Origin of the sequence: Pedococcus dokdonensis, from assembly GCF_900104525.1 — a bacterium.
Classification (GTDB): Bacteria; Actinomycetota; Actinomycetes; order Actinomycetales; family Dermatophilaceae; genus Pedococcus; species Pedococcus dokdonensis.
Window position 1 is genome coordinate 989,014 of record NZ_LT629711.1, and the last position, 25,558, is coordinate 1,014,571.

General features: G+C 71.3%; 25 protein-coding genes and 1 riboswitch. Of the genes, 13 read left to right on the plus strand and 12 right to left on the minus strand.

The window, feature by feature from the left end; genetic code table 11:
- Positions 1-9 precede the first annotated feature (9 nt).
- The 3 genes from BLQ34_RS04845 (at position 10) to gcvP (ending at position 4,455) form a co-directional block, all read left to right on the plus strand.
- On the plus strand, positions 10-507 hold the full coding sequence (locus BLQ34_RS04845; RefSeq protein WP_091782257.1) for a bifunctional nuclease family protein: 498 nt from the start codon (positions 10-12) through the stop codon (positions 505-507).
- 220 nt (positions 508-727) lie between these two features.
- A complete protein-coding gene (locus tag BLQ34_RS04850) occupies positions 728-1,318 on the plus strand; it encodes a MerR family transcriptional regulator (protein ID WP_269457321.1) in 591 nt (196 codons plus the stop codon).
- Positions 1,319-1,391: 73 nt separating this feature from the next.
- Positions 1,392-1,500: riboswitch (glycine riboswitch) on the plus strand.
- A gap of 72 nt (positions 1,501-1,572) precedes the next feature.
- Positions 1,573-4,455 (plus strand): aminomethyl-transferring glycine dehydrogenase, encoded by a 2,883-nt coding sequence (gcvP, locus tag BLQ34_RS04855; RefSeq protein ID WP_091782260.1) that lies wholly within the window; start codon positions 1,573-1,575, stop codon positions 4,453-4,455.
- A gap of 22 nt (positions 4,456-4,477) precedes the next feature.
- On the opposite strand, the gene BLQ34_RS19405 is transcribed toward gcvP, so the two are convergent.
- Positions 4,478-7,576, minus strand: a complete 3,099-nt coding sequence (locus BLQ34_RS19405) for an AAA family ATPase (protein WP_091782263.1) — start codon at positions 7,574-7,576, stop codon at positions 4,478-4,480.
- Positions 7,573-8,757, minus strand: a complete 1,185-nt coding sequence (locus BLQ34_RS04865) for an exonuclease SbcCD subunit D (RefSeq protein ID WP_091782266.1) — start codon at positions 8,755-8,757, stop codon at positions 7,573-7,575. Before BLQ34_RS04865 ends, BLQ34_RS19405 begins: the two co-directional genes overlap by 4 nt.
- 150 nt (positions 8,758-8,907) lie before the next feature.
- On the opposite strand from BLQ34_RS04865, the gene BLQ34_RS04870 reads away from it, so the two are divergent.
- Together BLQ34_RS04870 and BLQ34_RS04875 are read left to right on the plus strand one after the other, a co-directional pair.
- A complete protein-coding gene (locus tag BLQ34_RS04870) occupies positions 8,908-10,389 on the plus strand; it encodes a glutamate-cysteine ligase family protein (RefSeq protein ID WP_091782270.1) in 1,482 nt (493 codons plus the stop codon).
- A 97-nt stretch (positions 10,390-10,486) separates the two neighbouring features.
- A complete protein-coding gene (locus tag BLQ34_RS04875; protein WP_091782273.1) occupies positions 10,487-11,770 on the plus strand; it encodes a hypothetical protein in 1,284 nt (427 codons plus the stop codon).
- Here the strand turns inward: BLQ34_RS04875 and BLQ34_RS04880 are convergent.
- The 3 genes from BLQ34_RS04880 to BLQ34_RS04890 are packed head-to-tail and all read right to left on the minus strand — an operon-like array spanning position 11,740 to position 13,612.
- On the minus strand, positions 11,740-12,366 hold the full coding sequence (locus tag BLQ34_RS04880) for a hypothetical protein (protein WP_091782276.1): 627 nt from the start codon (positions 12,364-12,366) through the stop codon (positions 11,740-11,742). The two genes, BLQ34_RS04875 and BLQ34_RS04880, sit on opposite strands and share 31 nt — an antisense overlap.
- Positions 12,363-12,944, minus strand: coding sequence for a hypothetical protein (locus tag BLQ34_RS04885; protein WP_091782279.1), 582 nt, complete (start codon positions 12,942-12,944; stop codon positions 12,363-12,365). The genes BLQ34_RS04880 and BLQ34_RS04885 overlap by 4 nt, the downstream gene beginning before the upstream one ends.
- The gene (locus tag BLQ34_RS04890; RefSeq protein ID WP_091782282.1) at positions 12,941-13,612 is read right to left on the minus strand and encodes a hypothetical protein; all 672 of its coding nucleotides are present in this window, start codon (positions 13,610-13,612) and stop codon (positions 12,941-12,943) included. Before BLQ34_RS04890 ends, BLQ34_RS04885 begins: the two co-directional genes overlap by 4 nt.
- Before the next feature lie 117 nt (positions 13,613-13,729).
- Between BLQ34_RS04890 and BLQ34_RS04895 the strand changes: the two genes are divergently transcribed.
- Positions 13,730-14,275 carry a hypothetical protein gene (locus BLQ34_RS04895; RefSeq protein WP_091782285.1) on the plus strand — a complete coding sequence of 182 codons (546 nt, stop codon included), beginning with the start codon at positions 13,730-13,732 and terminating at the stop codon, positions 14,273-14,275.
- The gene (locus tag BLQ34_RS04900) at positions 14,272-14,907 is read left to right on the plus strand and encodes an RES family NAD+ phosphorylase (RefSeq protein ID WP_091782288.1); all 636 of its coding nucleotides are present in this window, start codon (positions 14,272-14,274) and stop codon (positions 14,905-14,907) included. Before BLQ34_RS04895 ends, BLQ34_RS04900 begins: the two co-directional genes overlap by 4 nt.
- Positions 14,908-14,917: 10 nt before the next feature.
- Here the strand turns inward: BLQ34_RS04900 and BLQ34_RS04905 are convergent, their stop codons facing one another.
- A complete protein-coding gene (locus BLQ34_RS04905; RefSeq protein ID WP_091782290.1) occupies positions 14,918-15,538 on the minus strand; it encodes a histidine phosphatase family protein in 621 nt (206 codons plus the stop codon).
- A 26-nt stretch (positions 15,539-15,564) separates the two neighbouring features.
- Here BLQ34_RS04905 and BLQ34_RS04910 point away from each other — a divergent pair, with 26 nt between their 5' ends.
- Genes BLQ34_RS04910 through BLQ34_RS04920 form a run of 3 tightly spaced genes read left to right on the plus strand, consistent with a single transcriptional unit; the run spans position 15,565 to position 17,398 of the window.
- Positions 15,565-16,410, plus strand: a complete 846-nt coding sequence (locus BLQ34_RS04910) for a PhzF family phenazine biosynthesis protein (protein WP_091782292.1) — start codon at positions 15,565-15,567, stop codon at positions 16,408-16,410.
- Positions 16,410-16,949, plus strand: coding sequence for a DUF1697 domain-containing protein (locus tag BLQ34_RS04915; RefSeq protein ID WP_091782294.1), 540 nt, complete (start codon positions 16,410-16,412; stop codon positions 16,947-16,949). Before BLQ34_RS04910 ends, BLQ34_RS04915 begins: the two co-directional genes overlap by 1 nt.
- Complete coding sequence (locus BLQ34_RS04920) at positions 16,949-17,398, plus strand: OsmC family protein (RefSeq protein ID WP_091789304.1); 450 nt, start codon at positions 16,949-16,951, stop codon at positions 17,396-17,398. The genes BLQ34_RS04915 and BLQ34_RS04920 overlap by 1 nt, the downstream gene beginning before the upstream one ends.
- A 26-nt stretch (positions 17,399-17,424) precedes the next feature.
- Here BLQ34_RS04920 and BLQ34_RS04925 read toward each other — a convergent pair whose 3' ends face one another.
- The 3 genes from BLQ34_RS04925 to tdh are packed head-to-tail and all read right to left on the minus strand — an operon-like array spanning position 17,425 to position 20,244.
- On the minus strand, positions 17,425-17,985 hold the full coding sequence (locus BLQ34_RS04925; RefSeq protein WP_091782297.1) for a dihydrofolate reductase family protein: 561 nt from the start codon (positions 17,983-17,985) through the stop codon (positions 17,425-17,427).
- Positions 17,986-17,994: 9 nt separating this feature from the next.
- Positions 17,995-19,203 (minus strand): glycine C-acetyltransferase, encoded by a 1,209-nt coding sequence (locus BLQ34_RS04930; protein ID WP_091782299.1) that lies wholly within the window; start codon positions 19,201-19,203, stop codon positions 17,995-17,997.
- Between the two features lie 3 nt (positions 19,204-19,206).
- Complete coding sequence (gene tdh / locus BLQ34_RS04935) at positions 19,207-20,244, minus strand: L-threonine 3-dehydrogenase (protein WP_091789307.1); 1,038 nt, start codon at positions 20,242-20,244, stop codon at positions 19,207-19,209.
- A 118-nt stretch (positions 20,245-20,362) separates the two neighbouring features.
- Here tdh and BLQ34_RS04940 point away from each other — a divergent pair, with 118 nt between their 5' ends.
- The gene (locus BLQ34_RS04940; protein ID WP_091782301.1) at positions 20,363-20,983 is read left to right on the plus strand and encodes an L-threonylcarbamoyladenylate synthase; all 621 of its coding nucleotides are present in this window, start codon (positions 20,363-20,365) and stop codon (positions 20,981-20,983) included.
- 3 nt (positions 20,984-20,986) lie between these two features.
- Here the strand turns inward: BLQ34_RS04940 and BLQ34_RS04945 are convergent, their stop codons facing one another.
- Positions 20,987-21,826: an aldo/keto reductase gene (locus BLQ34_RS04945; RefSeq protein WP_091782304.1), complete on the minus strand. Its 840-nt coding sequence runs from the start codon at positions 21,824-21,826 to the stop codon at positions 20,987-20,989.
- Positions 21,827-21,909: 83 nt separating this feature from the next.
- On the opposite strand from BLQ34_RS04945, the gene BLQ34_RS04950 reads away from it, so the two are divergent.
- Positions 21,910-22,461 (plus strand): isochorismatase family protein, encoded by a 552-nt coding sequence (locus BLQ34_RS04950; protein ID WP_091782307.1) that lies wholly within the window; start codon positions 21,910-21,912, stop codon positions 22,459-22,461.
- A gap of 6 nt (positions 22,462-22,467) precedes the next feature.
- Here BLQ34_RS04950 and BLQ34_RS04955 read toward each other — a convergent pair whose 3' ends face one another.
- Positions 22,468-23,067 (minus strand): TetR/AcrR family transcriptional regulator, encoded by a 600-nt coding sequence (locus BLQ34_RS04955; protein ID WP_157692903.1) that lies wholly within the window; start codon positions 23,065-23,067, stop codon positions 22,468-22,470.
- Positions 23,068-23,501: 434 nt separating this feature from the next.
- Here BLQ34_RS04955 and BLQ34_RS04960 point away from each other — a divergent pair, with 434 nt between their 5' ends.
- On the plus strand, positions 23,502-24,713 hold the full coding sequence (locus BLQ34_RS04960; protein WP_231961447.1) for an MFS transporter: 1,212 nt from the start codon (positions 23,502-23,504) through the stop codon (positions 24,711-24,713).
- 433 nt (positions 24,714-25,146) lie between these two features.
- On the opposite strand, the gene BLQ34_RS04965 is transcribed toward BLQ34_RS04960, so the two are convergent.
- Positions 25,147-25,557 (minus strand): VOC family protein, encoded by a 411-nt coding sequence (locus BLQ34_RS04965; protein WP_091789310.1) that lies wholly within the window; start codon positions 25,555-25,557, stop codon positions 25,147-25,149.
- Position 25,558: the final 1 nt, after the last annotated feature.

Here is a 25,558-nt window from a genome sequence, read left to right on the forward strand (position 1 = left end):
GGTGGGACGGTGAAGGTCCTCGAGGTGCTCGGTGTCCGGGTCGAGATGCCCACCAACCACCCCATCGTCCTGCTCCGTGAGCGTGACGGCGACCGCTACCTGCCGATCTGGATCGGCGCGGCCGAGGCGACGGCCATCGCCTACGCCCAGCAGGGCATCGAGCCGCCCCGCCCGCTCACGCACGACCTGATGAAGAACGTCATCGAGGGGCTCGGCCACCGGCTGACCGAAGTGCGCATCGTCGAGCTGCGCGACGGCGTCTTCCACGCCGCGCTGATCCTCGACGGCACCACCGAGATCTCGTCGCGCTCGTCGGACGCCATCGCCCTGGCGCTGCGCACCGGGACCACCATCGTCGCGGGGGAGTCACTGCTCGAGGAGGCCGGCGTCGCCATGTCGGGTGAGGAGGACAAGGACGACGAGGTCGAGAAGTTCCGGGAGTTCCTGGACCACGTCTCGGCCGAGGACTTCGAGACCGAACCGGGCGACAAGGGACCAGCGGACTGACCGTTCGGCGCACCAGTCTCAACCTCAACTGAACATCGAGACTTGGTCGCCTGACCGCGACACGCCGAAGCGCAAAGGTCGAGTGGTAGTTGACCTGCGGTTCTACGCCGCCGTACCGTCGGCCAAGACCAGTAATGCGACCGGTGTAGTTACACCGTGTCCGTGTTGCGACGACAAGTGGCCACGACAAGTTGCCACGACAACCAGAGTCATCCAGGAGGTGAGCGCTGTGAACCCGAGCAACGAGGCTCAGCACGGCCACACGAGCGTGCCGGCTGCGGCACAGGGGCTGTTGTTCACGGACGACCTTCCGGAGCTGAGCGACGACATCGGCTACCGCGGGCCGACCGCCTGCCGCGCCGCTGGCATCACCTACCGCCAGCTGGACTACTGGGCTCGCACCGGCCTCGTCGAGCCGTCCGTCCGGGGCGCCACCGGCTCAGGCACCCAGCGGCTCTACGGCTTCCGCGACATCCTGGTGCTCAAGGTCGTCAAGCGGCTGCTCGACACCGGCGTCTCGCTCCAGCAGATCCGGGTGGCGATCACCCACCTGCGCGAGCGCGGTGTCGACGACCTCGCCCAGATCACCCTCATGAGCGACGGAGCCTCGGTCTACGAGTGCACCTCGGCCGACGAGGTCATCGACCTCGTCCAGGGTGGTCAGGGTGTCTTCGGCATTGCCGTCGGCCGGGTCTGGCGCGAGGTCGAGGGCGAGCTGGCCCAGCTCCCCAGCGAGCGCACCGACGACGAGGTTCCCGCCGAGCACCCCGGTGACGAGCTCCGCGAGCGCCGCGCGGCCAGGCTGGCCTGACCGCACTACGCATCCCACTCGGCCCGTCGTCCTCTCGAGGACGGCGGGCCGTGTTGTAGATTGACCCTGCTGAACATCCCGCGCGGGAGAGTCCCCGCGTGCACCCGACACGGGTCGCACGGCGGGGCGCCGAAGGGGCAAACTCCCCGGAACCTCTCAGGCGCCAGGACTGCGTGGGACAGGCACCTCTGGAGCGGCCGGCGCGGCGTGACAGATGGGGAGGCGATCCGAGCAATCCGACGTTCAGGAGCCTCATGTCCGCCCAGCCCGCCACCGACCTGCCCGAGTTCGCCGGGCGCCACATCGGTCCGTCCGAGTCCGACGTCGAGGCCATGCTGTCGACCGTCCGGCACGCCTCGCTGGACGCCCTCGTCGACCACGCGCTTCCCGGAGCCATCCGCACCGACGGCCCACTGCGGGTGGAGCCGGCCGCCTCCGAGGCGGCCGTGGTGGAGGAGCTGCGGGGGATCGCGCGCCGCAACCAGGTGATGACGTCCATGATCGGGCTCGGCTACTACGGGACCCTCACCCCGGCCGTGATCCAGCGCAACGTGCTGGAGAACCCCGCGTGGTACACCGCCTACACGCCCTACCAGCCCGAGATCTCGCAGGGCCGGCTCGAGGCGCTGCTGAACTTCCAGACCGTCGTCAGCGACCTCACCGGGCTGACCACCTCCGGCGCGTCGTTGCTCGACGAGGCCACGGCCGCGGCCGAGGCGATGACCCTCATGCGCCGCTCCAGCAAGGCCGCGGCCGACGCCGTGCTGCTGGTCGACCAGCACGTCTTCCCGCAGACCCTCGCGGTCATGCAGACCCGGGCCAAGCCGCTGGGGCTGCCGGTGGTCGTGGCGGACCTGGCCGGGGTGGAGTCCGCCGACGACCTGCGGACCGCCGCCGGTGACCGCGCCGTCTTCGGCGTCCTGGTGCAGTACCCCGGAGCCGATGGCGAGCTGCGTGACTGGCGCGCCCTGGCGTCGGCGGCCCACGAGGCCGGCGCGCTGGTGACCGCCGCTGCCGACCTGCTCGCGCTGACCCTGGCCGCCGCGCCGGGGGAGTGGGGCGCGGACGTCGCGGTCGGCACCAGCCAGCGGTTCGGTGTGCCGATGGGCTTCGGTGGCCCGCACGCCGGCTACATGAGCGTGCGCCCCGGCCTCGAGCGCTCCCTGCCGGGGCGACTCGTCGGCGTGAGCGTCGACACCGAGGGCGCCCCCGCCTACCGGCTCGCACTCCAGACCCGCGAGCAGCACATCCGTCGTGAGAAGGCGACCTCCAACATCTGCACCGCCCAGGTGCTCCTCGCCGTGATGGCGTCGATGTATGCCGTCTACCACGGCCCCGTAGGCCTCGCCGCGATCGCCCGCCGAGTGCACGGCCACGCGGCGACGCTGGTCGAGGGCCTCACGGCGGCGGGCGTCGACGTGCAGACGTCGGTGTACTTCGACACGGTCACCGTGGCGGTGCCCGGACGCGCCGACGAGGTGGTCAGCGAGGCCGCCCAGCGCGGCGTGAACCTCTGGCGCGTCGATGGCGACCGGGTTTCCATCAGCGTCGACGAGACGACCGACCTGCGCGACCTCGAGGCGGTCTGGAGCGCCTTCGGCGCGACCGGGCGGCAGGAGGTCTCCATCGGCGAGCTGCAGTGGCCGACCGAGCTGGTCCGCACCAGCGACTACCTCACCCACCCGGTGTTCAGCAGCCACCACAGTGAGACGTCGATGCTGCGCTACCTGCGCCGGCTGTCCGACCGTGACTTCGCGCTCGACCGCGGCATGATCCCGCTGGGCTCGTGCACCATGAAGCTCAACGCCACGACCGAGATGGTCGCGGTGACCTGGCCGGAGTTCGCCCACCTGCACCCGTTCGCCCCGGCCCACCAGACCGAGGGCATCCGCGACCTCATCGGCGAGCTGTCGGCCTGGCTGTGTGAGATCACCGGCTACGACGCGGTGTCGCTCCAGCCGAACGCCGGCTCGCAGGGAGAGTTCGCCGGCCTGCTCGCGATCCACGCCTACCACGAGGCGAACGGGCAGTCGCAGCGCAACATCTGCCTGATCCCGGCCAGCGCGCACGGCACCAACGCCGCGTCCGCGGTGATGGCCGGCATGAAGGTCGTCGTGGTCAAGACCGCGGCCGGCGGCGACGTGGACATGGACGACCTGCGCGCGAAGGTCGACCAGCACCGTGACGACCTCGCGGCGATCATGGTCACCTACCCCTCGACGCACGGCGTCTTCGAGGACACCATCACCGAGCTATGCGCGCTGGTCCACGACGCCGGTGGTCAGGTCTACGTCGACGGCGCCAACCTGAACGCCCTGGTGGGGCTGGCCAGGCCCGGCAAGTTCGGTGCCGACGTGTCGCACCTCAACCTGCACAAGACCTTCTGCATCCCGCACGGTGGTGGTGGGCCCGGTGTCGGCCCGGTCGCGGTGCGTTCGCACCTGGCCCCGCACCTGCCCAACCACCCGCTCGCCGCGGAAGCCGGGCCCGAAGGTGGGGTCGGCCCGATCTCGGCGGCCCCCTACGGCTCGGCCAGCATCCTGCCGATCTCGTGGGCCTACGTGCGGCTCATGGGTGGCGCCGGTCTGACCCGGGCCACCCAGGTCGCGGTCCTCTCGGCCAACTACATCGCGGCTCGGCTTCGCGAGCACTACCCGGTGCTCTACTCGGGGCACGACGGGGTGGTCGCCCACGAGTGCATCCTCGACCTGCGTGAGCTGACCCGGCGCAGCGGCGTCACCGTCGACGACGTCGCCAAGCGGCTCATCGACTATGGCTTCCACGCGCCCACGATGTCGTTCCCCGTGGCCGGGACGCTCATGGTCGAGCCGACCGAGAGCGAGGACCGCCATGAGCTCGACCGGTTCTGCGACGCGATGATCGCGATCCGCCGGGAGATCGCCGAGGTCGAGTCCGGTGATGTCGCGGTCGCGGACAGCATGCTGCGCAACGCCCCGCACACGGCGAAGGCCCTGGCCGGCAAGTGGGAGTACCCCTACGACCGCTCGGCCGCCGCGTTCCCCGTCGGGGTCGACGCCGCCGACAAGTACTGGCCCCCGGTGGGTCGGATCGACGGCGCGTACGGCGACCGCAACCTGGTCTGCAGCTGCCCGCCGCCGGAGGCGTTCGAGGGCTGAGGCCGGCGCCCCCAGGGCGGGCTCAGGCGGCCGGCACCGACTCGTCGGTGCCCGCCGCCGACCCGCTGGTGAGCTGCACGGACGAACCGCGCTCGGTCTTGCGCACCACCACCTGGTTCGGGATCCGCGTGCGGAGCTCGGCCACGTGGCTGACCACGCCGACTGCGCGGCCACCCTCGCGCAGACCGTCGAGCACGGTCATCACCTGCTCGAGGCTCTCGTCGTCGAGGGTGCCGAAACCCTCGTCGACGAAGAGCGTCTGCAGGTCGAAGCCACCGGACTCCTCACGCACCGCATCGGCCAACCCCAGAGCCAGGGCCAGCGAGGCCATGAACGACTCACCGCCCGACAGGGACGTCGTCGCACGGGCTTGGCCGGTCCACAGGTCGAGCACCTCGAGCCCCAGGCCGCTGCGGGCGCCTCGGGCGGCGAGGTCGTCGGTGTGCCGGAGCTGGTAACGCCCTTCGCCCATGCCGGACAAGCGCTCGTTGGCGAGGGCGGCGACCTTCTCGAGGCGGGCCGCGAGGACAAAGGCCGACAGGCGCATCCGCAGCTCGTTGCTGGTGCTGGTGCCGGCCACCGAGTCGGCGAGCTCGCGGATCACCTGGTGGTGGGCCTCGGCCTTCGCGATCTGGGCGGACCGCAGGGTGATGCTGCCCCTGACCCGGTCGAGCCCGGCCATCGTCCGCCGGACCAGGGTGTCAGCGGCGACCGCGGCGGCGTGGGCGGCGTGGGCTGCGTCGCGGGCCGCTGCCAGCTCGCCCACGTCGACCTCGGGTGACCTCATCGCCGCCTCGAGGTCGGGCTCGGCAAGGGTGGTGCGGGCCACGACGCCCGCTTCGTCGTGGGCGGCGACGGCCTCGCGCAGGCGTGCCAGCTCGGCGGCGGGCAGGAAGGCGGCGCGGGCCGTCTCCGGGTCCTCGAAGCCCGCCTCGCGGAACGACACATCCGTGGCCGCGCGCACCATGGTGGCGTCGCGCTCGGCCCGGTCGAGCTCGGCGACGGCGGTCGCGTGGGCCTGCGCCGCGGCGACGGCCCGGGCATGGTCGGCGACGACGGTGGCCAGCCGGTCCGGGTCGAGGTGGGCGTCGGGTGACGGGGTGCTCGCGCGGCGGATCCCCGTCTCGGTGCAGGGGCAGCGTTCCGCGTGCTCGGCGAGCGCGCGGACCAGCTCCGCACGCAGCGAGGCCAGGTCCTGCGCACCGTCGTGAAGGCGCGATCCCAAGGTGGCCTGGGCCTGCTGGTCGGAGGCCAGCGTCGCCGTGAGGGCCTCCACCGCCCCCTGCAGGGTGACGACGGCTGCCGCTGCGTCGTCCAGTGCCCCCGCCAGCGCGGCAGCCTCGGTCAGCTCGTGATCAGCCTGGGCGACGGCGGCCTCGAGGTCGCCCAGCTCGGCCGGACCGTCCTCGAGCTGGGCCCGGAGCTGGGCGATCGTCGACTCCAGGACGGCGACCGAGCGCTCGGTCACGGCAACCTTGTCGGCAGCTGCCTGCCAGCGGACCTCGGCCGCAGACACCTCGTCGGCGGTCACGACGTCGGCGGAGGAGGCGGGCCGGGGGTGGTCACTGGCGCCGCAGACCGGGCAGGGCTGGTCGTCCTCCAGTCGACTCGCGAGCTCGCCGGCGATGGCGTCGAGCCTGGCCTGACGTCGGTCCTGGTAGGCGTCACGAAGGTCTTGGGCGGTGGTGCGCTGGAGGGACAACCCGGCGAGGAGGTCCGCACGCTGCTGGTGGCTGGTGTCGAGCCGGCGACGGGCGGCCAGCGCGGTCCGCGCCCCGTCCAGCCGAACTGTGAGACCGTCGACCCGGGCGGCGGCCTGCTCAGAGGTCGTGCGGCTCGCGATCGCAGCGCGCAGCTCGACGTCGCTCGCGGCCAGCCGCTGCTCGGTGGCCGCCAGTCGTCGGGTGGTCGCGGCGAGCTCTGTCTCGAGCGCAGCCAGCATGCGCTCTCGGTCGCGGAGGCCGCCATGCACCCGCTGGGCGGTGGCGAGCTCTCGACCGCCGGCCTCGAGCTCGGTGACGACCCGCTCGACGGCGGCGGTGGAGTGCCCGTCGAGGGCCCAACGGGCCACGTCGGGCGCCGTGGCGGCGACCCCCCGGCCAGCCGCTGCCAGCGCGGCTGAGACGCGATCGAGCGCCTTGAGGTCTCCGGCGACCGACGCGGCGCGGTCGGCCGCGGCGATGCGGGCACCCTGTTCGTCGCGGGCGTCCTGCTCGGCTGCCAGGGTCGCCAGCGCCTGGTGAGCGGCCCGCGCGCGCAGCCGTCGGGCGGCAGTCTCGCTGGCGACCGCGTGCGCAGTGGTGGCCGCCTCGTCCGCGAGCCGGGTGGCGTCGACCGCGGCCAGTCGTGCGATCGACCCGGTGTCGAGGGCTGAGCGGGCGGCCTCCAGGGCACGGGGCAGCTCCTCCAGCGGTAGGGCGCCCCACTCCCGGGTGCCGCCCTCGAGGTCCGGGGCGTCGGCGAGGACGTCGGCCAGGACCGCGAGATCGGCATTGAGCGCGGCCCGCTGCTCGGCCACGACCGCTGCGGTCTCCTTGCGCTGGGTGGCGAACCAGTCCTCGACGCCGGAGAAGGCCGAGACATCGAAGAGCCGCTCCAGCAGCGACCGACGCTCCTCGGGGGTTGCGCGCAGGAAGGCCGCGAAGTCGCCCTGGGGGAGCAGCACCACCTTGCTGAACTGCTCCAGACCCATGCCGAGCACGTCTTTGACCACGTCGGCGATCTCGTCGTGCCGGGTGCTCAGGGGCACCCAGTCGGAGCCTCGTCGCTCCCACAGCACGGCCCTGGCCTGCACCTTGGTCTCGCCCTTGCCGCGTGACTTGGGCCGCAGGAACTCCGGGGAGCGCTGGATGCGGAACCGGCGACCTCCGGCGGTGAGCTCCAGGGTCACGGACGGCACCGACCCGCGCTCGGCGTGGTCGCTGTGCAGCTGCTTCTTGGAGCGGGCGCCGGGTACGTCCGCGTAGAGGGCGAAGGCCACGGCGTCGAGCAGGCTGGTCTTGCCGGCGCCGGTGGCGCCCCGGATCAGGAAGAGGCCGGACGAGGCGGCGGCGTCGAGGTCGACCTCGACGGTGCCCGCGAACGGCCCGAAGGCGGTCACGCTCAGATGGTGGAGCCTCACGCCACCCCCCGGCGTGGTGCGACGTCGCCCAGGGGCAGCTGCCCCTCGTCGTCGAGGCCGGCGCGACGGACGCGCACGGACTCGACCGCGGTGGCCAGCACCTCGCGCTCCTGCTCGGTCGGTCCGTGCCCGGCCCGCACGTGGTCGAGGAACGCGCAGCAGACGTCGAGGTCGGACTCGGCGGAGGACCGCTGCGCGTAGCTGCGCACCGGGACGGGAGCGCCCTGCGGGTCGAACTGCAGCACGAGGGTGTGGGGGAACCGGCGCCGCAGCTGCTCCATCGCCCCCAGCGGACGGACCGGGTCGGTCAGCGTCACCTGGCACCAGGCCCGCTCGGCAGCAGTCAGCGCGGGGTCGGTGAGCAGCAGGTCGATGTCGCCCCGCAGCACCGCGAGCGGGCGTTGCACGGGGGCGTCGACCGCCTCCACCCTGACCTCGGAGTCGGTGAGGTCCACGAGCCAGGAGCCCTTGGTGTGGTCGGCCTCGCTGAACGACAGCGGGATCGGTGAGCCGCTGTAGCGGACGGTCTCCTGGACCCGCTGTCGGCCGTGCAGGTGACCGAGAGCGACGTAGTCCGCTCCGGCGAAGACCTTGGGGTGCACCGCGGAGACCCCGCCCACCGAGATGTCGCGCTCCGACTCGCTGGTGGCACCACCGGTGACGAAGGCGTGCGCCATCACGACCGAACGGCCACCCCGCGACGCGCGGTCGGCGTCGATCGCGGCCATGGCCGCGCGCAGCACACCGGCGTGGGACCGCTCGGTGGCCCCGAGTGGGTCCGCGGCCACCGACGGCTCGAGGTAGGGGATCGGGTAGACCGCCACCCCGTCGACCACGACCGGCTGCCCGACCGCTGCGACCGACGTGCGGATGTGCAGGCCGGCCCGGGAGAGCAGCTCGCTCGCGAACCCGAGCCGGATCGCCGAGTCGTGGTTGCCGCTGGAGAGGACGACCTGCGCTCCCGCGTCGATGAGGCGGGTGACGGCGGTCGACAGCAGCTCGACGGTGTCGGGGGAGGGCAGGGCACGGTCGTAGACGTCCCCCGACACCAGCACGGCGTCGACCTGCTCGGCCCGCACGGTAGCCACGAGGTGGTCGACGAAGGCGGCCTGGGCACCGAGCAGCCCCACCTGGTGGAACGAGCGTCCCAGGTGCCAGTCGGAGGTGTGGAGGAACCGCACGCCTGAAGGCTAGGAGAGCGGACCGACAGCCGTTGGCAGGCGCGCCCTGCGCATGGTTAGGTCGTCACACCAGAGTCACATGCCAGTCCCACCAGCAGGGTCGGGCGCCGGTACCGGTGCCACGGCCAGCGCACCATCCGAGGAGGTTCCGTGGGCGAAGAGGTCAACGCGCAGAGCTACACGCGCGAGCAACGCCAGCGGTACCGCGAGAAGGTCCGGCAGAACCTCGACGTCTTCGAGCGGATGCTCGCCCAGAGCCAGTTCGAGTTCGACCGTCCGATGACGGGCATGGAGATCGAGCTCAACCTGGTCGACGACGGCTACCAGCCCAAGTTCGCCAACGCCGAGGTGCTCGAGGAGATCGCCGACCCGGGCTACCAGACCGAGCTGGCGCAGTACAACATCGAGCTCAACGTCCCGCCGCGCCCGTTGCCGGGTGACTCGGCGATCGAGCTCGAGGACGAGATGCGGGCCTCGCTCAATGCCGCGAGCGCGGCTGCCGAGAAGCGCGGCGCCCACATCGTCGCGGTGGGCATCCTCCCGACGATCATGCCCGAGCACTTCGAGGGTGACTGGATCAGCGCCAACAACCGCTACACCGCGCTCAACGACTCGATCTTCTACGCCCGCGGCGAGGACATCTACCTCGACATCGAGGGCCCGACGGGGGAGCGGGTCGCGACCTACTGCGACTCGATCGCCCCGGAGTCCGCCTGCACCAGCGTCCAGCTGCACCTCCAGGTGGCGCCGCAGGACTTCGCGGCGCACTGGAACGCCGCGCAGGCCCTGGTGGCGCCGCAGATCGCCCTGGCCGCGAACTCTCCCTACTTCTTCGGACAGCGGCTGCACGCCGAGACGCGGATCGAGCTGTTCAGCCAGGCGACCGACACCCGGAGCATCGAGCTGAAGAACCAGGCGGTCCGGCCGCGCGTCTTCTTCGGGGAGCGCTGGATCACCTCGATCTTCGACCTCTTCGAGGAGAACGTGCGCTACTTCCCGGCGCTGCTCGCCGAGGTCAGCGACGAGGACCCGGTGGCCATGCTCGCGGCCGGTGAGGCGCCCAACCTTCCCGAGCTGCGGTTGCACAACGGCACGGTCTACCGCTGGAACCGGCCGATCTACGACGTGGTCAAGGGCACCCCCCACCTGCGCGTCGAGAACCGGGTGCTGCCCGCTGGCCCGACCCTCGTGGACACGATGGCCAACGCCGCCTTCTACTACGGCGTGATCCGCAAGCTGGCCTCCGACGACCGCCCGCTCTGGACCAAGATGAGCTTCGCCGCGGCCGAGCAGAACTTCCACAACGCCGCGCGCGACGGCATCGAGTCGCGGCTCTACTGGCCGGGGTTCGGCGAGGTGCGGGCCGAGGAGCTGATCCTGCGGCACCTGCTCCCGATGGCGCACGACGGGCTGGCCGACTGGGGCGTCTCGGAGGCCGTGCGCGAGCGATACCTCTCGGTGATCGAGGGTCGCTGCAAGACGAGCACCAACGGTGCGACCTGGCAGACCGACGCCGTGCAGCAGCTGGAGAAGGCGGGGATGGACCGCCAGAGCGCGCTGGCCGAGATGCTGCGCCACTACGCCAAGAACATGCACAGCAACGAGCCGGTGCACACCTGGCCGTTGCCCTGACCGCAACCGGTGCCGCCCCCGCACGCGCTGCGGTGGGCCGCGGTGAGGTATGCCGCGCGGTGACCGCGCGGCATACCTGCCCCTATGCTCTGGGTCCGTGAGGGGGACGCTGGTTCGCGCGGTCGGGGACGCCGGTGCCGTCATCGTGCGTGCCGGGCAGTTGCTGTGGCGGCACTGGCCGGTCCTGACGCTGATCTACCTGCTCGGGGCGGCGACCCACAACGGGCTGCTCTGGTTCTGCGTCTGGCTCAGCGAGGAGCATGCGACCACTGCTGCCTTCGTGCTGCCGCTCGTGCCGATGGCGACGCTCACCGCCCTGATCCTCGCGCTGCGCGAGCTCACCCCGAGCCTGGCCCACGTCCGGCCGCCGGCGATGAGCCGGCTGACGCTCCTGGCCAGCACGCTGATCCCGTTCCTCACCGTCTACGTGTCGCAGCAGTACCTCAAGGAGGACACCCGCGCCTTCCTCAACGCGGCGTCCAGCGACGAGCTCCTAGAGCGCAGCGGCACGGCGACGTTCAACCTCGACCGCACCAACATCGCGAGCGGCGCGGCCCTGGTGGGGATCGTGGCCGGTGCGCTCCTGGTGCGGTGGTTGCTGGACCGGCTCGATCTGCCGCAGAAGGCGGTCGGCTGGGGGCTGTTCGCGGCCTACGTCGAGGTGTTGTGGGTGTGGTTGCTGGCGAAGCGGCTGTCCAACTTCACCGGTGAGGTCGAGGCCTGGGTCCGGACCCGGCGGCTGTCGCACTGGCTGCTCGACCGGTGGGGAGACCTGATCGACGTGCTGGGGCCGGTGGGCCGCCCGGTCGAGGCGGTCGGTCAGTGGCTTTGGGGCGCCGTCGGCCAGGCCGACGCGATCATCGTCGTCCCGATCGCCTGGCTGACGGTGGGTGCGGTGGTCTACGGGCGCAAGCTGGAACGCCGCGACCCGAGGCCGGTGGCGACGCCCGTCGCGCGACCGGCAGCCCCGTGGCAGCGCGGCCTGACCCGCGTGCCCGCACCGGTGCGACGGGCCGGCCAGGAGGCCACCGCCAACCTTCGCGGGCGGTTCTCCGCGCTGGGCAACGGCATCCGGTTGCTCGCCGTCGCCGGGCTGGCGCCGATGTTGTTGTTCTGCCTCGTCTTCCTGCTGAGCCGGCAGGTCGAGGTGGGGGTGTCCGAGGTGCTGCGCTGGATCGTCGGGCCCCGCGACTTCCGGGACGCACTCACCCTCTCGCCCTATCTGTCCGTGGTCAGCCGAGGCGCCTACACGGTGGTGCTCGTCGTCCTGCTGGGGGCCGCGATCGACCGGATCCTCGGTCACCTCGACGCCGACGAGGCACCGGTGTCGGAGCCCGAGCCCGCGCCGGCTCAGGAGCTGGGAACCTCGAACTCCGCGTAGAGCGGGGTGTCGAACCACACCCGTACGTTGTCCGGCTGGACGCCCGTGGGCAGCAGCAGGTGGTAGCGGCGGTCGTACTCGGCCGGCCGGGGATCGAAGGTCGCCGTGTCGTCGGCCGACAGGGCCGGCATCGGCCCGGCCGCACCCGGCGGGGTGCAGCTGGGGAAGTCGAGGACGTCCTCGACCGTGTCGCCGACACCAGCGGTGTACTGGCGGCCGTCCGCGTCGCGCAGCTGCACCTGGCAGGCGCCGAGGATGGTCGAGGGGTCTGCGGCGAAGTGGAGGGTCAGCCGCCACATCGTCTGCCCGGCGGGGATGGTCGCGGGGAGGGTCCTGGCGTCGGCCGACTCCTGGTAGTCGTTGACCCGCGAGAGCGAGACGAACCGCATCGTCACCACCCGGGGGTGGGTGCCCTTGGCGTCGTCCAGGGTGTCGCTGAGCCGCACCGACCCGTCCGGGGCAGCCGACAGGCGCTCGTGCGGGAAGGTCGGCCACCACCGGTCGACCATCCGCTGGCTCGAGGCGCCGAGCGCCAGCGCGAGGGCGAAGGGGAGCGCCGCCACCGTCACGACCGTGCGGCGGGTCGGGCCCCTCACGACGTGCCCTTCGGCATGAGCAGCTCGACGGGCGTGGTGCGAGCCTTCCACTGCGCCACCTGGGCGTCGGTGATGCCGAGGTCGACCACGGCCATGTCGTCGCCGCGTTGGTCGTTCGCGTTGCTGGTGAGGGCCAGGCGGGCACCCACGAGGCCGGCGGGGTCGACCTCGAACGCGACGAGGCAGTGACCGGGGATTCCCGGGTTCACGACGTCGCACTCGAGCACGTTGCGAGGGCCGCCCGTGACCACTCGACCCTCCCCGTCACGCAGCTCGGCGTAGGCCAGGCCGGACTTGTCGACGCGAGGAGTGAAGTCCACCTGCGCGGTGACCCAGAGCCCGGGGGAGAGCATGGCGCTGGTGGTGGTCGCGAGCTGCCGTCCTCCGTCGACAGAGGTCACACGGACGTCCCCGTAGCGCAGTGCCACGGACTGGTCGACCGTGGTCGTGCGCTCGAAGGCGCGCACCGGCGACGGCCCCTCCGGCAACAGCTCGGTGACGACGCGTCCGACCGAGAGCGCGGCCAGGACGAGCGCGCCGGCACCGAGCTGCGCCCGGGTGGGACGGGGGACCCTCATGACGACGTCTTCTCGTAGGGCTTGGCCTCGAACGTCCCGACCGCGGCCCGAGTGGGGTCGCGCCAGTCGACCGTGTCGTCGATGCTCGCCTGCCGGAAGGTGTGGCGGTATGCCGCGACGCGCACCGACGCGGGCACCGGCTGTCCGGGTGCCTGTCTCCACACGAACGCCAGGGTGTAGGTGAGCCCTGGCGCCAGGTCACCCATGGGCTCGGCATCATCGGCGACGAGGATCGTGTCGGGAGCCAGCGCGTCGCTCTGGGGCTCGGGGTCCTTCCCGAACGGCCTCGTGACGCCGGGGACCCCCTCGATCCTGAGCAGGTCCTGCAGGGCGTCGTACTTCGGGACCGACCGCTCCTCGTCGGTGGACGAGACCTTCGCGAAGACCACGACGTAGCGGCCGTCGATCTTGGCAGCCTGCGGCACGCCCAGGTCGTCGCCGTAGCGGACCTTGGTCACGGTCAGCCGGATCGGCTCCACGTCGCGTGGCACGTCGATCGCGAGTGCCGGGGTGGCTTCGGCCGGCTGTGACCGCAGACCGCCGAACGGGAACGACGCGACGAGCACCAGGAGGAAGGCGCCCAACAGCCACTGGCGCACCGTCAGGGTGCCCAGCCACCCCCGCGCCCTGCCCCACCAGCCGGACAGCTCCGGCACCTGCGTCCCCACGGGCGCCAATGCTAGCGCTGTCCGTACCGGGCGCTACGCTGCCGCTGAGGCCTTGACGCCCTTGACGCCATCGTCGATGGTGCTAACGAGGTGCCGGGCGACCGACCAGGAGGATCCATGCAGCCACCCACCCGCACCACGACGGGCGTCGAGGCGCTCACCGAGGCGGTCCGGGCCCGCGTCGAACAGCGGGCTGCGGAGCTGGCCGAGCAGGGCCGGTCACTCGAGCTCGGCGACGTCGATGCGCTGGCCGACCGCATGGTGGCCGCGCTCCCGACCGTGCACCCCCTCGACCAGCCACTGGGGCCGTTCTACGACACGACCGGCCTCGTGGCGTGGCTCGGCATCTCACGCCAGGCGCTGTTCGACCGGGTGCGCCGCGGCACGGTGCTGGCCTGCCGCACCGCCGACGGACACCTCGTCTACCCGTCGCTCCAGTTCGGTCGCAACGGCGTCGTGCGGCCCGGAGTGCAGGACGCGGTCGGGGCCTTCGTCCGCAGGGGAGTGGACGGCTGGTCGATCGGGGCCTGGCTCACCACCCCCTCGACGGTCTTCGACGGTCACAGCGCGGTCGACTACCTCGTCGTGCACCGGTCCTCGTCGACCTCGGTCGCGCGGGTCGCCACCGCCGCCGCCAACGACGCCGCTCAGTGGGCTGCATGACGTCGCGCGAGCGCACCGCGCTGGGACTTCCGCCCGCCTCGCTGGCCGGCTTCCCGGCCTACGCCGTGGGCGCTGACACCGACCTGTTCCGGGCGCACGCGCGTGCGCTGGGTCCGTGGTGGTTCGGCAACGACGGGGCCGGCCGGTTCGACCTGCGGCCGCCGCGTGGCACCTGCTACGTCGCGCTCGACCCCCTGAGCGCGCTCCGTGAGCGGCTCGGGCCGGTGCTCGGCGGCTCTGCCGCAGTGCCCGAGGGGGTGCTCGAGGAGTGCGTGGTGTCCCGCCTGCGCCTCCCGGTGTCGCGAGAGGTGGCTGACACGCAGCACCGTGGCGCGGCCGCTTTCGGTGTGACGCGCGAGCTGGAGTCGACCGTCCCCTACGCCGTGCCGCAGGCCTGGGCGCAGGCCTTCGACGACGCGGGTCTCGGTGGCGTGCGCTACGGCCCGCGGTTCACCCCGGGCGACTCCAGTGCGGTGGCCCTCTTCGACGAGCAGGGCACGGCTGACTGGCCGGTCGACGCGGATCCCGTGCCGGCGCAACAGGTCCCGGGTGCCCCGGCTGCACTGCCGAGTCCACGACGGGGTGACCTCACCGTGGTGCGTCCTCCGCGCACGCGCACGACGAGGGACTAGCCAGCCGGGTTCAGTGTCGGACGACGCCAGGGCCGTGGTTCCAGACCCGGATGGCCGGTTGCTCCCGCTCGAACTGCAGCACGCTCACCGACCCCGCGTCCAGCAGCAGCTGTGCGCCCAGCCGTGGTTCCTGGCGCAGGAAGACACTGGCCAGCACCCGCAGGCAGTGACCGTGCCCGACCAGCGCGACGTCACCCTCGGCCATGGCGGCCACGGCCCGCTTCACGACGCGCGAGGCCCGGGCCGCCACCTCCTCCACGGTCTCGCCCGGGGTGTCGCCAGCGGGCACTCCGTCGCGGAAGACGGTCCAGTCGTAGCCGAGCTGCTCGCGGATCTGCGCCGTCGTCAGGCCTTCGTAGGCGCCGTAGTCCCACTCGAGCAGGTCGTCGTCGATCTCGGGTGTCAGCCCCGCGAGCTCGGCGGTGCGGCGCGCCCGGTGCAGCGACGAGCTGAGGGTCAGGACGAAGTCGTAGTCGGCGACGAGCCGGCCGGACTGCCGGGCCAGCTCCTCACCGTGCTCGGTGAGGGGGATGTCCGTCCGGCCGGTGTGCTGCCCCGACCGCGACCACTCGGTCTCGCCGTGACGCAGGAGGACGAGCCGACCATCTGGTGTCGCGGGCGGTGAGCTCACAGGGGCAGTCTGACAGAGTGGGCGACATGCGCCTGAGGTACCGACTGCTCAACGTCTTCGCCCACGCGGACGACCCGTTCTCGGGCAACCCCCTGTGCGTCTTCGAGGACGGCAGCCAGCTGTCCGACGAGCAGATGCTCGGGCTGGCCCGCCAGTTCAACCTCTCCGAGACCACCTTCCTGGTGCCGCCGGCCGACGGTGCCGATGCGGGCGTGCGGATCTTCACGACCTCGTTCGAGATGCCGTTCGCCGGGCACCCCACCCTCGGCACCGCGCACGTGGCGCGCGAGCTGCACGGACTCGGCGACACCCTCGGCCTGTCGATGCCGGCCGGAACCATTCCCGTGACGGCGGACGGCGAGCGGTGGACCCTGACCGCCAACCGGGGTCGCATCGAAGCAGATCTGGTCGTCGAGGACGTCGCGCAGGCTCTGGGCCTCATGCCGGAGGACCTGGTGGGGCCGGTGCAGCAGGTGAGCGTCGGCACCTCCCAGGTGATCGCCCGTGCGGCCTCCGTCGAGGCCGTGCGCCGCGCCCGCGTCAGGCCCGACCTGCTCGGTGGGTATGCCGGGATGGGCGCCAACGGTGGCGAGACACTCGTCTACGTCTGGGCACCCGCGGGGGAGGCCAGCATCGAGGCGAGGGCCCTGATCAGCGACGGGCAGGCCGTGTCGGAGGATCCGGCGACCGGATCGGCGTGCTCGAACCTCGGGGCCTGGCTGGTGGCTCAGGGCCGCTCCGGCCGCTGGACGGTCCGCCAGGGTGAGCACGTGTCCCGGCCCTCGTCGCTCGAGCTGGAGGTCACCGCCGACGGCACGGTCACCGTCGGTGGCCTGGTCCGGGCCGTCGGGTCGGGGGAGGTCGAGCTCTGATGCCGGGCTACGTCGTGTTCCTCCGGGCCGTCAATGTCGGCAAGCGTCAGCTGAAGATGGCCGACGCTCGGAAGGTGTTGTCGGACAACGACTTCGGCGACGTCGAGTCCCACATCCAGACCGGCAACTTCTTCCTGACCTCGCCACTGCGCAGCGTTGCCAAGCTCGAGAGCCACGTCGGCGAGGTGCTCTCGGCCCATGCCGGTTTCGACATCCTCGCGATCGCGCGCAAGCCGGCGGAGCTGGTGGCGCTCGTGCAGGAGGTGGACGGCACACCGGAGAAGCTGAAGGGTGAGACCAGTCGCTACGTGAGCTTCTGCAGCACCGCGCCGACCGCCGCCGCGACCAGGGAGCTGCACGCCCAGGAGGTCGAGCGCGAGCGCGCCACCGTCATCGGCAAGGATGTGCTCATGGAGTTCGCAGTGCCGTTCAACGAAGCCAAGCTCACCGGCGCCCGGGTCGAGAAGATCCTGGGGGTGCCGGGGACGGCCCGGAACATGACCGTCGTCCGCGCGTTGGCGCAGAAGTGGGGAGCCTGATGGCAGCAGAGACCGGCGGCACGGGCACAGGACACCGGTCCGTGTCGATGACCCGCTTGGAGAAGGGTCTCTACGAGGTGCGCAACGTGCGTGGCGGCACGATGCGGCTCGGGGGCGGCGGTGACACCGAGGACTTCACGCCGGTCGAGCTCCTGCTCGCCGCCATCGCCGGGTGCAGCGCGACCGACGTCGACTTCATCACCACCAAGCGGGTCGACCCGCTCGAGTACACGGTGGATGCGGCGGGGGAGAAGGTCAAGGACGACAGCGGCAACCACATGGAGGGGTTGGCCGTGACGTTCCACGTGACCTTCCCCGACGGTCCGGACGGTGACCGCGCACGGGAGATGCTGCCCAAGGCCATCGCGATGTCGCACGACCGCCTGTGCACCGTCACCCGCACCGTCGTGCGCGGCACCCCGATCGAGAGCGAGCTGGCTGACCAGTAGGCGTAGCGGTCCAGCCGTCCGGCTGCCTACGCGCCTGGGGTCAGGTAGCGCAGGTAGACCACGCCGTCACCGAAGGTGTGCTGCTCCACGAGCTGGAGGCGCACCGTGAGGTCGCGGGGGAGCGCCGGGATCCCCCCGCCGACCGAGACCGGGTGGAGGTAGAGCGACACCTCGTCGACGAGGCCGGCTCGGAACGCCTCGGCCGCGAGGGTCGGACCGCCGATGCCGAGGTCGGCCGTCGCCGTCGCCTTGCGGTGGTGCAGGCCGGCGGAGTCGAACGACCGAACCAGCTCAGTGCGCGGTGTCTCGGCCCCCTCGAGGGAGCTGGACACCACCACCTTGTCGGCTGCCTGCCAGATCTGCCGGTACTCCGCAGACACGGGCTGCTCGTCGGGCTCGGGCCTGCCGGCCCAGTAGCGCATGACGTCGTACATCCGGCGGCCGTAGACGTAGGTCCCGATCGTGCGTTCCCGGTCGTTGACGAAGGCGTGCACCTCGTCGCTCGGGGCAGCCCAGGCGAAATCGCCGTCCGCGTCGACGGTGTAGCCGTCGAGCGACGCGATCGCGGAGTAGAGCAGCCTGGCCACGCCGACCCCTCAGGCCACCTTGTCGCGAGCCGCGACGAACGCAGCCACGCAGGCCCGGACGTCGTCCTCGGAATGACCAGCGGAGAGCTGCACGCGGATCCGTGCCTTCCCCTGCGGCACCACCGGGTAGGAGAAGGCGATCACGTAGACGCCCTGCTCGAGCATCGCGTCCGCGACCTCGGCAGCGAGGCGCGCACCGTCGTCGCCGGGGAACATGACGGGGGTGATGGCGTGCTCACCGGGCAGCAAGGTGAACCCGGCCTCGGTCATCAGCTCGCGGAAGAGCACCGAGTTGGCCTGCAGCCGGGCCCGAGCCTCCTGGGAGCCCGCAGCGATCTCGAGCGCCTTGAGCGAGCCGGCCGCGACGCTCGGGGCGACGGCGTTCGAGAAGAGGTAGGGGCGCGACCGCTGGCGCAGCAGGTCGACGATCTCCCGATGGGCGCTCACGTAGCCACCCGAGGCACCGCCGAGCGCCTTGCCCAGGGTGCCGGTGACGATGTCGACCCGGTCCATCACGCCGAAACGCTCGGGGGTGCCGCGACCGCCCTCGCCGACGAAGCCGACCGCATGGCTGTCGTCGACCAGGACCATCGCGCCGAACTCGTCGGCGAGGTCGCAGATCCGGTCGAGCGGCGCGAGGTAGCCGTCCATCGAGAACACCCCGTCGGTGACGACCACCTTGCGCCGGGCCCCGGCGGCGTCCGCGGCCTCGAGCTGGGTGCGCAGGTCGTCCATGTCGGCGTTCTTGTAGCGGAACCGCTTGGCCTTCGACAGCCGGATGCCGTCGATGATCGAAGCGTGGTTGAGCTCGTCGGAGATGATCGCGTCCTCGGCCCCGAAGAGCACCTCGAAGACACCGCCGTTGGCGTCGAAGCAGGACGAGTAGAGGATGGTGTCCTCCATCTGGAGGAAGTCCGAGATGGCCTGCTCCAGCTGCTTGTGGAGCACCTGCGTGCCGCAGATGAAGCGCACGCTGGCCATGCCGAATCCCCAGTCGGTCAAGGCCTGTGCCGCGGCCGCCTCGACGTCGGGGTGGTCGGCGAGGCCGAGGTAGTTGTTCGCGCAGAAGTTGAGCGCCTCGGCCCGCGCACCGTCGCCGCGGGCCGTGCTGATGTGGGACGACTGCGGAGACGACAGCTGCCGCTCGCGCTTGTAGAGCCCGGCCTCCTCGATCTCGCGCAGGGTGGTGGCCAGCTCGTCCTTGACGGTGCCGTACATCGCTCAGCTCCAATCCATGATGACCTTGCCGCACTGCCCGGAGCGGGCGGCGGCGAAGGCGTCCTGCCACTGGTCGGCAGAGAGGCGGTGGGTGATGACCGACGCGATCCGGTCGCGCAGCACGGGGGAGTTCCCGAGCATCGAGCTCATCGCGTACCAGGTGTCGTACATCTCGCGGCCGTAGATCCCCTTGATCGTGATCATGTGGGTGATCACCCGGCCCCAGTCGATGGGGAACGGGTCCTTGGGCAGTCCCAGCATGGCGACCCGGCCGCCGTGGTTCATGTGCGCCAGCATGTCCTCGACGGCGCTGGGCACGCCCGACATCTCCAGGCCGACGTCGAACCCTTCCCGCATCCCGAGCTGGGCCATCGCCTCGCCGAGGTCCGAGGTCGCGGCGTTGACGACCAGGTCGGCCCCGGCATCCCTGGCCAGCGCCAGCCGGTAGTCGCTGACGTCGGTCACGACGACGTGGCGCGCCCCGACGTGGCGCGCCAGCGCGGCCGCCATGACCCCGATCGGTCCGGCTCCGGTGATCACCACGTCCTCACCGGCCATCGGGAACGACAGCGCCGTGTGGGTCGCGTTGCCCAACGGGTCGAAGACCGCGCCCAGGTCGGGGTCGAGGTCGTCGGGCTGCACCCAGACGTTCGAGGCCGGGATCACCACGAAGTCGGCGAACGCGCCGTCGCGGTTCACCCCGATCCCCTTGGTGTGGATGCACATGTGCCGCCGCCCGGCCCGACAGTTGCGGCAGGTGCCGCACACGATGTGCCCCTCGCCGGACGCCCGCTGGCCCACCCTGACCGAGTCCACGTCCTCCCCGACCTCGACGACCTCGCCGTAGAACTCGTGGCCGATCGTCATCGGTGCCTTGACCGTCGAGGCGGCCCAGTCGTCCCACTGCTCCAGGTGCAGGTCGGTGCCACAGAGCCCGGCACGGAGCACGCGGATCTTCACGTCGTTCGGACCCGGTTGGGGTTCGGGCACGTCCACCATCTCGAGTCCGGGGCCGGCCTGGGTCTTCACGAGTGCTCGCACGCCGAACAACATAGTCGCCCCCTCCGAGGCCCCGGTATGCCGTGTGCCCTCCCCGGCCGGTCGTGCGGGGTGGTGACCGTGCGCGACCACGCGCGGCCACGCGGCATACAGTCACTGCATGGCCCGCTATCTCGACGTGCACCCCGTGGACCCCCAGCCGAGGGCCATCGGTCAGGCCGCCCAGCTGATCCGTGACGGCGGGTTGATCGCCTACCCGACCGACTCCGGCTACGCGCTCGGGTGCGCCCTCGGCAACCAGGAGGGCAAGGAGCGGATCGTGCGGATCCGACACCTCGACGACAAGCACCACTTCACCCTCGTCTGCGCCGACTTCGCCCAGCTCGGCCAGCTCGTGCACATCGACAACAAGGTCTTCCGCGCGGTCAAGGCCGCGACGCCCGGGCCCTACACCTTCATCCTCCCGGCGACCAAGGAAGTGCCTCGTCGGCTGCTGCACCCCAAGAAGAAGACCGTGGGGGTGCGCATCCCTGACAACCGCGTCGTGCAGGCGCTGCTGGCCGAGCTCGGCGAACCGGTGCTGTCGAGCACGCTGATCCTGCCCGACCAGACCGCCCCGATGACCGAGGGCTGGCTGGTCAAGGAGGAGCTCGACCACCAGGTCGACGCGGTGATCGACGCGGGGGAGTGCGGCACCGACCCCACCACCGTGGTCGACTTCTCGGACGGCGTCCCCGAGGTCACCCGCGTCGGGGCAGGAGATCCCACCCCCTTCGAGTGAGGGCTACATCTCCTCGTGGGTGTCGGGGTCGCCGCCGAAGAGCCGCCCGTCCGGTCGTCCCAGGGCGGTGATCGCGGCCATCTCGTCGTCGCTGAGCTCGAACCCGAAGACGTCGAGGTTCTGGCGCTGGCGCTCTGGCGTCGCGGACTTGGGCAGGGGGAGCGAGCCGAGCTGGACGTGCCAGCGCAGGATCACCTGACCGGGGGTGACGTCGTGGGCCCGCGCCGCGTCGGCGACCGGCGGCTCGTCGAACGGAGCCTGCCGCTTGCCCATCGGGCTCCAGGCCTGCGTGCGGATGCCCAGCTCCTCGTTGACCGCCCGCATCTCCGCCTGCGGGAAATAGGGGTGCAGCTCGATCTGGTTGACCGCGGGCGTCACCCCGGACTCGTCGATGATGCGGCGCAGGTGCTGCTCGGTGAAGTTGCTGACGCCGATCGTGCGCACCAGGCCGTCGCGCTGGGCGTCGACCAGGGCGGCCCAGGCCTGCGGGTAGAGGTCCTGGCTGGGGTTCGGCCAGTGGATCAGGGCGAGGTCGATGCGCTCGACTCCCAAGCTCTGTGCGGAGTCCCGAAGTGACTGCAGCGCAGCGTCCTTCGCGTGGTGGCGGCCAGGGATCTTGGTCGCCACGGCCACCTGGTCACGGGGGAGTCCCGAGCGCCGGACCGCCTCGCCGACCTCGGTCTCGTTCTCGTAGTTCACCGCCGAGTCGAGCAGCCGGTAGCCGGCCTGCAGGGCGCTGACCATGGCACCGATCCCGTCCTCGCCCTTGAGCGGGTAGGTGCCGAAGCCGATCGACGGCAGGGTGCTGCCGTCGTTGAGCTGGTATGTCGGGGTGTCAGCCATGCGCCCACCGTATCCACGGCGCCGGGTCGCCGCAGTGTCGGTGGTCGTGGATACGTTCGGGGCACCGACGAAAGGGGAGCGTCATGACCACGCTCGACAACCGACCGCAGACCGCCCTGCTGGTGATCGACGTGCAGAAGGGTGTGGTCGGCGACGCGCACCAGCGCGACGAGGTGGTCGCCAACATCGCCTCGCTCGTCGACCGCGCCCGCGGCGCCGCGGTGCCGGTCGTGTGGGTGCAGCACCACGACGACCACCTCGAGCAGGGCAGCGACGACTGGCAGTACGTGCCGGAGCTCGAGCGCGACGCCGCGGAGCCGTTGGTGCACAAGAGCCATGGCGACGCCTTCGAGGACACCGACTTGGAGGAGGTGCTGGCCGCGGCAGGGGTCGGACACCTCGTGGTCGCCGGTGCCGAGTCCGACGCCTGCATCCGGTCGACCATCCACGGCGCGTTCACCCGCGGCTACGACGTGACCCTGGTCGAGGACGCCCACACCGCGGGCGACAAGACCGCGTGGGGTGCGCCGCCGGTCGCGGACGTCATCGCCCACACCAACCTGTACTGGAAGTACCAGTCAGCTCCGGGCCGCACGGCGGGTGCGGTCCCGACCAGCGAGGTCGGCTTCGGCTGAGGCGGGTCAGCGCGCGGCGGTGGCGAGCGGTGCGCCGAAACGCAGGCCGTCGTAGACCAGGTCGACGAGCGCCAGCGTGGAGGCCGTCGGGGTGTTCTTGGGGTCGCTGGTCAGGCAGATTCCGCCGAGCGCGCGGATCAGCTCGGGCGCCGCGACGTCCTTGCGGATCACCCCGGCCTCGATCGCGGGGCTGAGCACACGCTCGGCCGCTCCGCGCATCGTGGCGCGGGTCTGCTCGAACTGACCGGCCCGGCTGCCGTTCATCATCGTGCGCAGCAACGTCACCATGCCCTGCTTGACGGCATAGAAGTCGACGAAGCCCCGCATCCACTCGCGAAGTGCCTCACCCGGGTCGTCGCTGGTGGCGAGCTCGCGGGAGCGCGCGTCGAGGGCGTCGATCTGCGCTCCGTAGACCGCCAGCACGAGGTCCTCGCGGGTGGGGAAGTGCCGGTAGAGCGTGCCGATGCCCACGCCGGCAGCCTTGGCGATGTCGTCGAGCGAGGTCTCGGCGCCACTCTCGGCGAAGGCGGTGGTGGCGGCCTCGAGCAGCAGCTGCCTGTTCCGTGCGGCGTCGGCACGCAGCGGCTTGCCCTCGTCAGGGGACATCCGGACCACCACCTTGCATAACCGGAGGGTTCCTCCGTATAGTCGCAGAAGCGGAGTCGACCTCCGCTTTCATCCTTCGCAACGACGCGGAGGGATCCTCCGCTTCAGAGCCATCATAGCTCGCCCAGTCGGGAAGGACCTCCATCCATGAGCTCCACCACCTCTGATCAACCGCGATCCGTCTCAGCAAGATCGGCCGCCACCTCAGGCCGCACCTGGCTCACCCTCGCTGTCGTCCTCACGACGCAGCTGATGATCGTGCTCGACGCGGCCATCGTGAACATCGCCCTGCCGGACATGCAGCAGGCGCTGCACATTGCTCCGGCCAACCTGTCCTGGGTCGTCAACGCGTACACCCTCGCGTTCGGGGACTGCTCCTGCTCGGGGCGCGCGCCGGCGACCTGTTCGGACGCCGGGTCGTCTTCGCCGTCGGCATGGTGCTCTTCACGGCAGCCTCGCTGCTCGGCGGGTTCGCCGACGCCGGCGCGCACCTGTTCATCGCCCGTGCGGCGCAGGGTGTGGGGGCCGCGCTCGTGGCGCCGTCCGCTCTTGCGATCCTGATGGGTCTGTACCCCAAGGCCGAGGACCGCACCCGCGCGATCGGCTACTACACCATCGTCTCCGCCAGCGGTGCGGCCATCGGCCTGATCGCGGGCGGCCTGCTGACCAACTACGCCTCGTGGCGCTGGGTCATGTTCGTCAACGTCCCGATCGGGCTCGTCCTCCTCGCATTGTCACGGGCTGCCCTACCCAACAGCCGCAGCCACCACGGCCGCATCGACGTGGCCGGCGCACTGCTGTCCACCGTCGGCATGACCGCTCTGGTATACGGCTTCATCCGGGCTGCCGCGGACGGCTGGGGGAGCGGGGGAGCGGTGGCGTCGTTCGCCGTCGCCCTCGTCCTCCTGGCGGCGTTCATCGCGGTCGAGCGGGCTGTCAAGCACCCGATCACCCCGTTGCACCTGTTCGCCGATCGCGAGCGGGTCAGCGCCTACGTCGCGCGGTTGCTGCTGGTGGCCGGGAGCATGGGGGCGTTCTTCTTCCTCAGCCAGTACTTCCAGCTGGTCCTGGGCTGGTCGCCGGTCCGCACGGGTCTGGCCTTCGTGCCGTTCCCGGTCTCGGTGTTCATCAGCTCGCAGCTGGCCACCCGGGTGTTCGTCCCGCGGTTCGGTGGACGGGCCGTGATCCTGGTCGGGATGGTGCTGTCGGGGATCGGGCTGCTCCCGCTCACCCGGCTCGGTGTCGACACGACCTACTCCCAGCTGATCGTCTCGATGGTGGTCTTCGCGCTCGGCAACGGCACGGCATTCGTGCCACTCACCGCGGCCGGCATGGTGCGGGTCGAGCCGCACGAGGCCGGTGTCGCCTCGGGCCTGGTCAACGTGACGCAGCAGCTCGGGGGAGCGGTCGGTCTGGCCGTCCTGGTGACGGTGTTCGCCACCGCTGGCCCGGGGGCTGCCTCCGGTCCGTCGGCGACCGACCACGCCAAGGACCTGTTCGTCCTGGGTGCCGACCGTGGCTTCGGGGTCGCTGCGGCCATGATCGCCGCGGCCGTCGTCCTGGTGCTGGCGTTCAGCCGACCGCGACGGACGCGGCGCGTCGCCGCGCCTGTCGCCGAGGCGCTGGCCCTCGAGCCCGCCGCCTGATCCGAGCCCGCACGCCAGCCCGGCGCTATCTCATACAAAAGGCGAGTTAGCGCCACCCTCGACGGTGCACGGCCCCGGAAGGGGCGGTGCACCGTCATTCTTGGCGAGTTCCCGGGTCGTGTTCGAGAAGGTCGCGAACGGCTGGCGCTTGGCCTCGTCACAACAATGTGCCCCGGACGACGTCGCCAAGATTCAAGAGGGCGCCACCGACCCGCAGCCCGCACCGTGAAGGCAGCTGGCGCAGGGCGCCTCGCAGCGTCCTCACACGACGTTGCACCGTCCCGGACGGGGCGGTGCAACGTGGGAGGGGAGGGCTGAGACTCTATGAGTTGACATAATGTCGATTATCGGCGTTCTACGGTGAACCCGAGACGACCGGCAAGAGGCTCAGTCGACCTGGTTGAACAGGCTCAGCCAACCTGGTTGAACAGGCTCAGCCGACCTGGTTGAACCGCAGGTGGTTTCCGGCCGGATCCCGGAACGCACAGTCCCGGATCCCGTAGGGCTGGTCGGTCGGCTCCTGGATCACTTCGGCGCCGCCGGCCTGCAGCTCGTCGAACGTCTTGTCGACGTCAGGCGTCGCCAGCACCAACGTGGCGTAGGTGCCCTTGGCCATCATCTCCGCGATGGTCCGGCGCTCGGCGTCGGTGATGCCCGGGTCGGCGCCCGGAGGGTGCAGCACGACGGACGTGCCTGGCTGGCCCGCCGGGCCGACCGTGATCCAGCGCATGTCGCCGTAGCCCACGTCGCCACGGACCTCGAACTTGAGGACGTCGCGATAGAACGCCAGCGCGGCGTCGGCGTCGTCGTGCGGCAGGAAGCTCGAGTGGATGGTGATGTCCATG

Excerpts from the sequence above, each read along its gene's own strand:
- gcvP (WP_091782260.1), top strand. The coding sequence starts at position 1,573 with ATGTCCGCCCAGCCCGCCACCGACCTGCCCGAGTTCGCCGGGCGCCAC.
- BLQ34_RS04885 (WP_091782279.1), bottom strand. The coding sequence starts at position 12,944 with ATGAGGGTCCCCCGTCCCACCCGGGCGCAGCTCGGTGCCGGCGCGCTC.
- BLQ34_RS04895 (WP_091782285.1), top strand. The coding sequence starts at position 13,730 with ATGCAGCCACCCACCCGCACCACGACGGGCGTCGAGGCGCTCACCGAG.
- BLQ34_RS04900 (WP_091782288.1), top strand. The coding sequence starts at position 14,272 with ATGACGTCGCGCGAGCGCACCGCGCTGGGACTTCCGCCCGCCTCGCTG.
- BLQ34_RS04910 (WP_091782292.1), top strand. The coding sequence starts at position 15,565 with ATGCGCCTGAGGTACCGACTGCTCAACGTCTTCGCCCACGCGGACGAC.
- BLQ34_RS04915 (WP_091782294.1), top strand. The coding sequence starts at position 16,410 with ATGCCGGGCTACGTCGTGTTCCTCCGGGCCGTCAATGTCGGCAAGCGT.
- BLQ34_RS04920 (WP_091789304.1), top strand. The coding sequence starts at position 16,949 with ATGGCAGCAGAGACCGGCGGCACGGGCACAGGACACCGGTCCGTGTCG.
- BLQ34_RS04930 (WP_091782299.1), bottom strand. The coding sequence starts at position 19,203 with ATGTACGGCACCGTCAAGGACGAGCTGGCCACCACCCTGCGCGAGATC.
- BLQ34_RS04940 (WP_091782301.1), top strand. The coding sequence starts at position 20,363 with ATGGCCCGCTATCTCGACGTGCACCCCGTGGACCCCCAGCCGAGGGCC.
- BLQ34_RS04945 (WP_091782304.1), bottom strand. The coding sequence starts at position 21,826 with ATGGCTGACACCCCGACATACCAGCTCAACGACGGCAGCACCCTGCCG.
- BLQ34_RS04950 (WP_091782307.1), top strand. The coding sequence starts at position 21,910 with ATGACCACGCTCGACAACCGACCGCAGACCGCCCTGCTGGTGATCGAC.
- BLQ34_RS04955 (WP_157692903.1), bottom strand. The coding sequence starts at position 23,067 with ATGTCCCCTGACGAGGGCAAGCCGCTGCGTGCCGACGCCGCACGGAAC.
- BLQ34_RS04960 (WP_231961447.1), top strand. The coding sequence starts at position 23,502 with ATGGTGCTCTTCACGGCAGCCTCGCTGCTCGGCGGGTTCGCCGACGCC.
- BLQ34_RS04965 (WP_091789310.1), bottom strand. The coding sequence starts at position 25,557 with ATGGACATCACCATCCACTCGAGCTTCCTGCCGCACGACGACGCCGAC.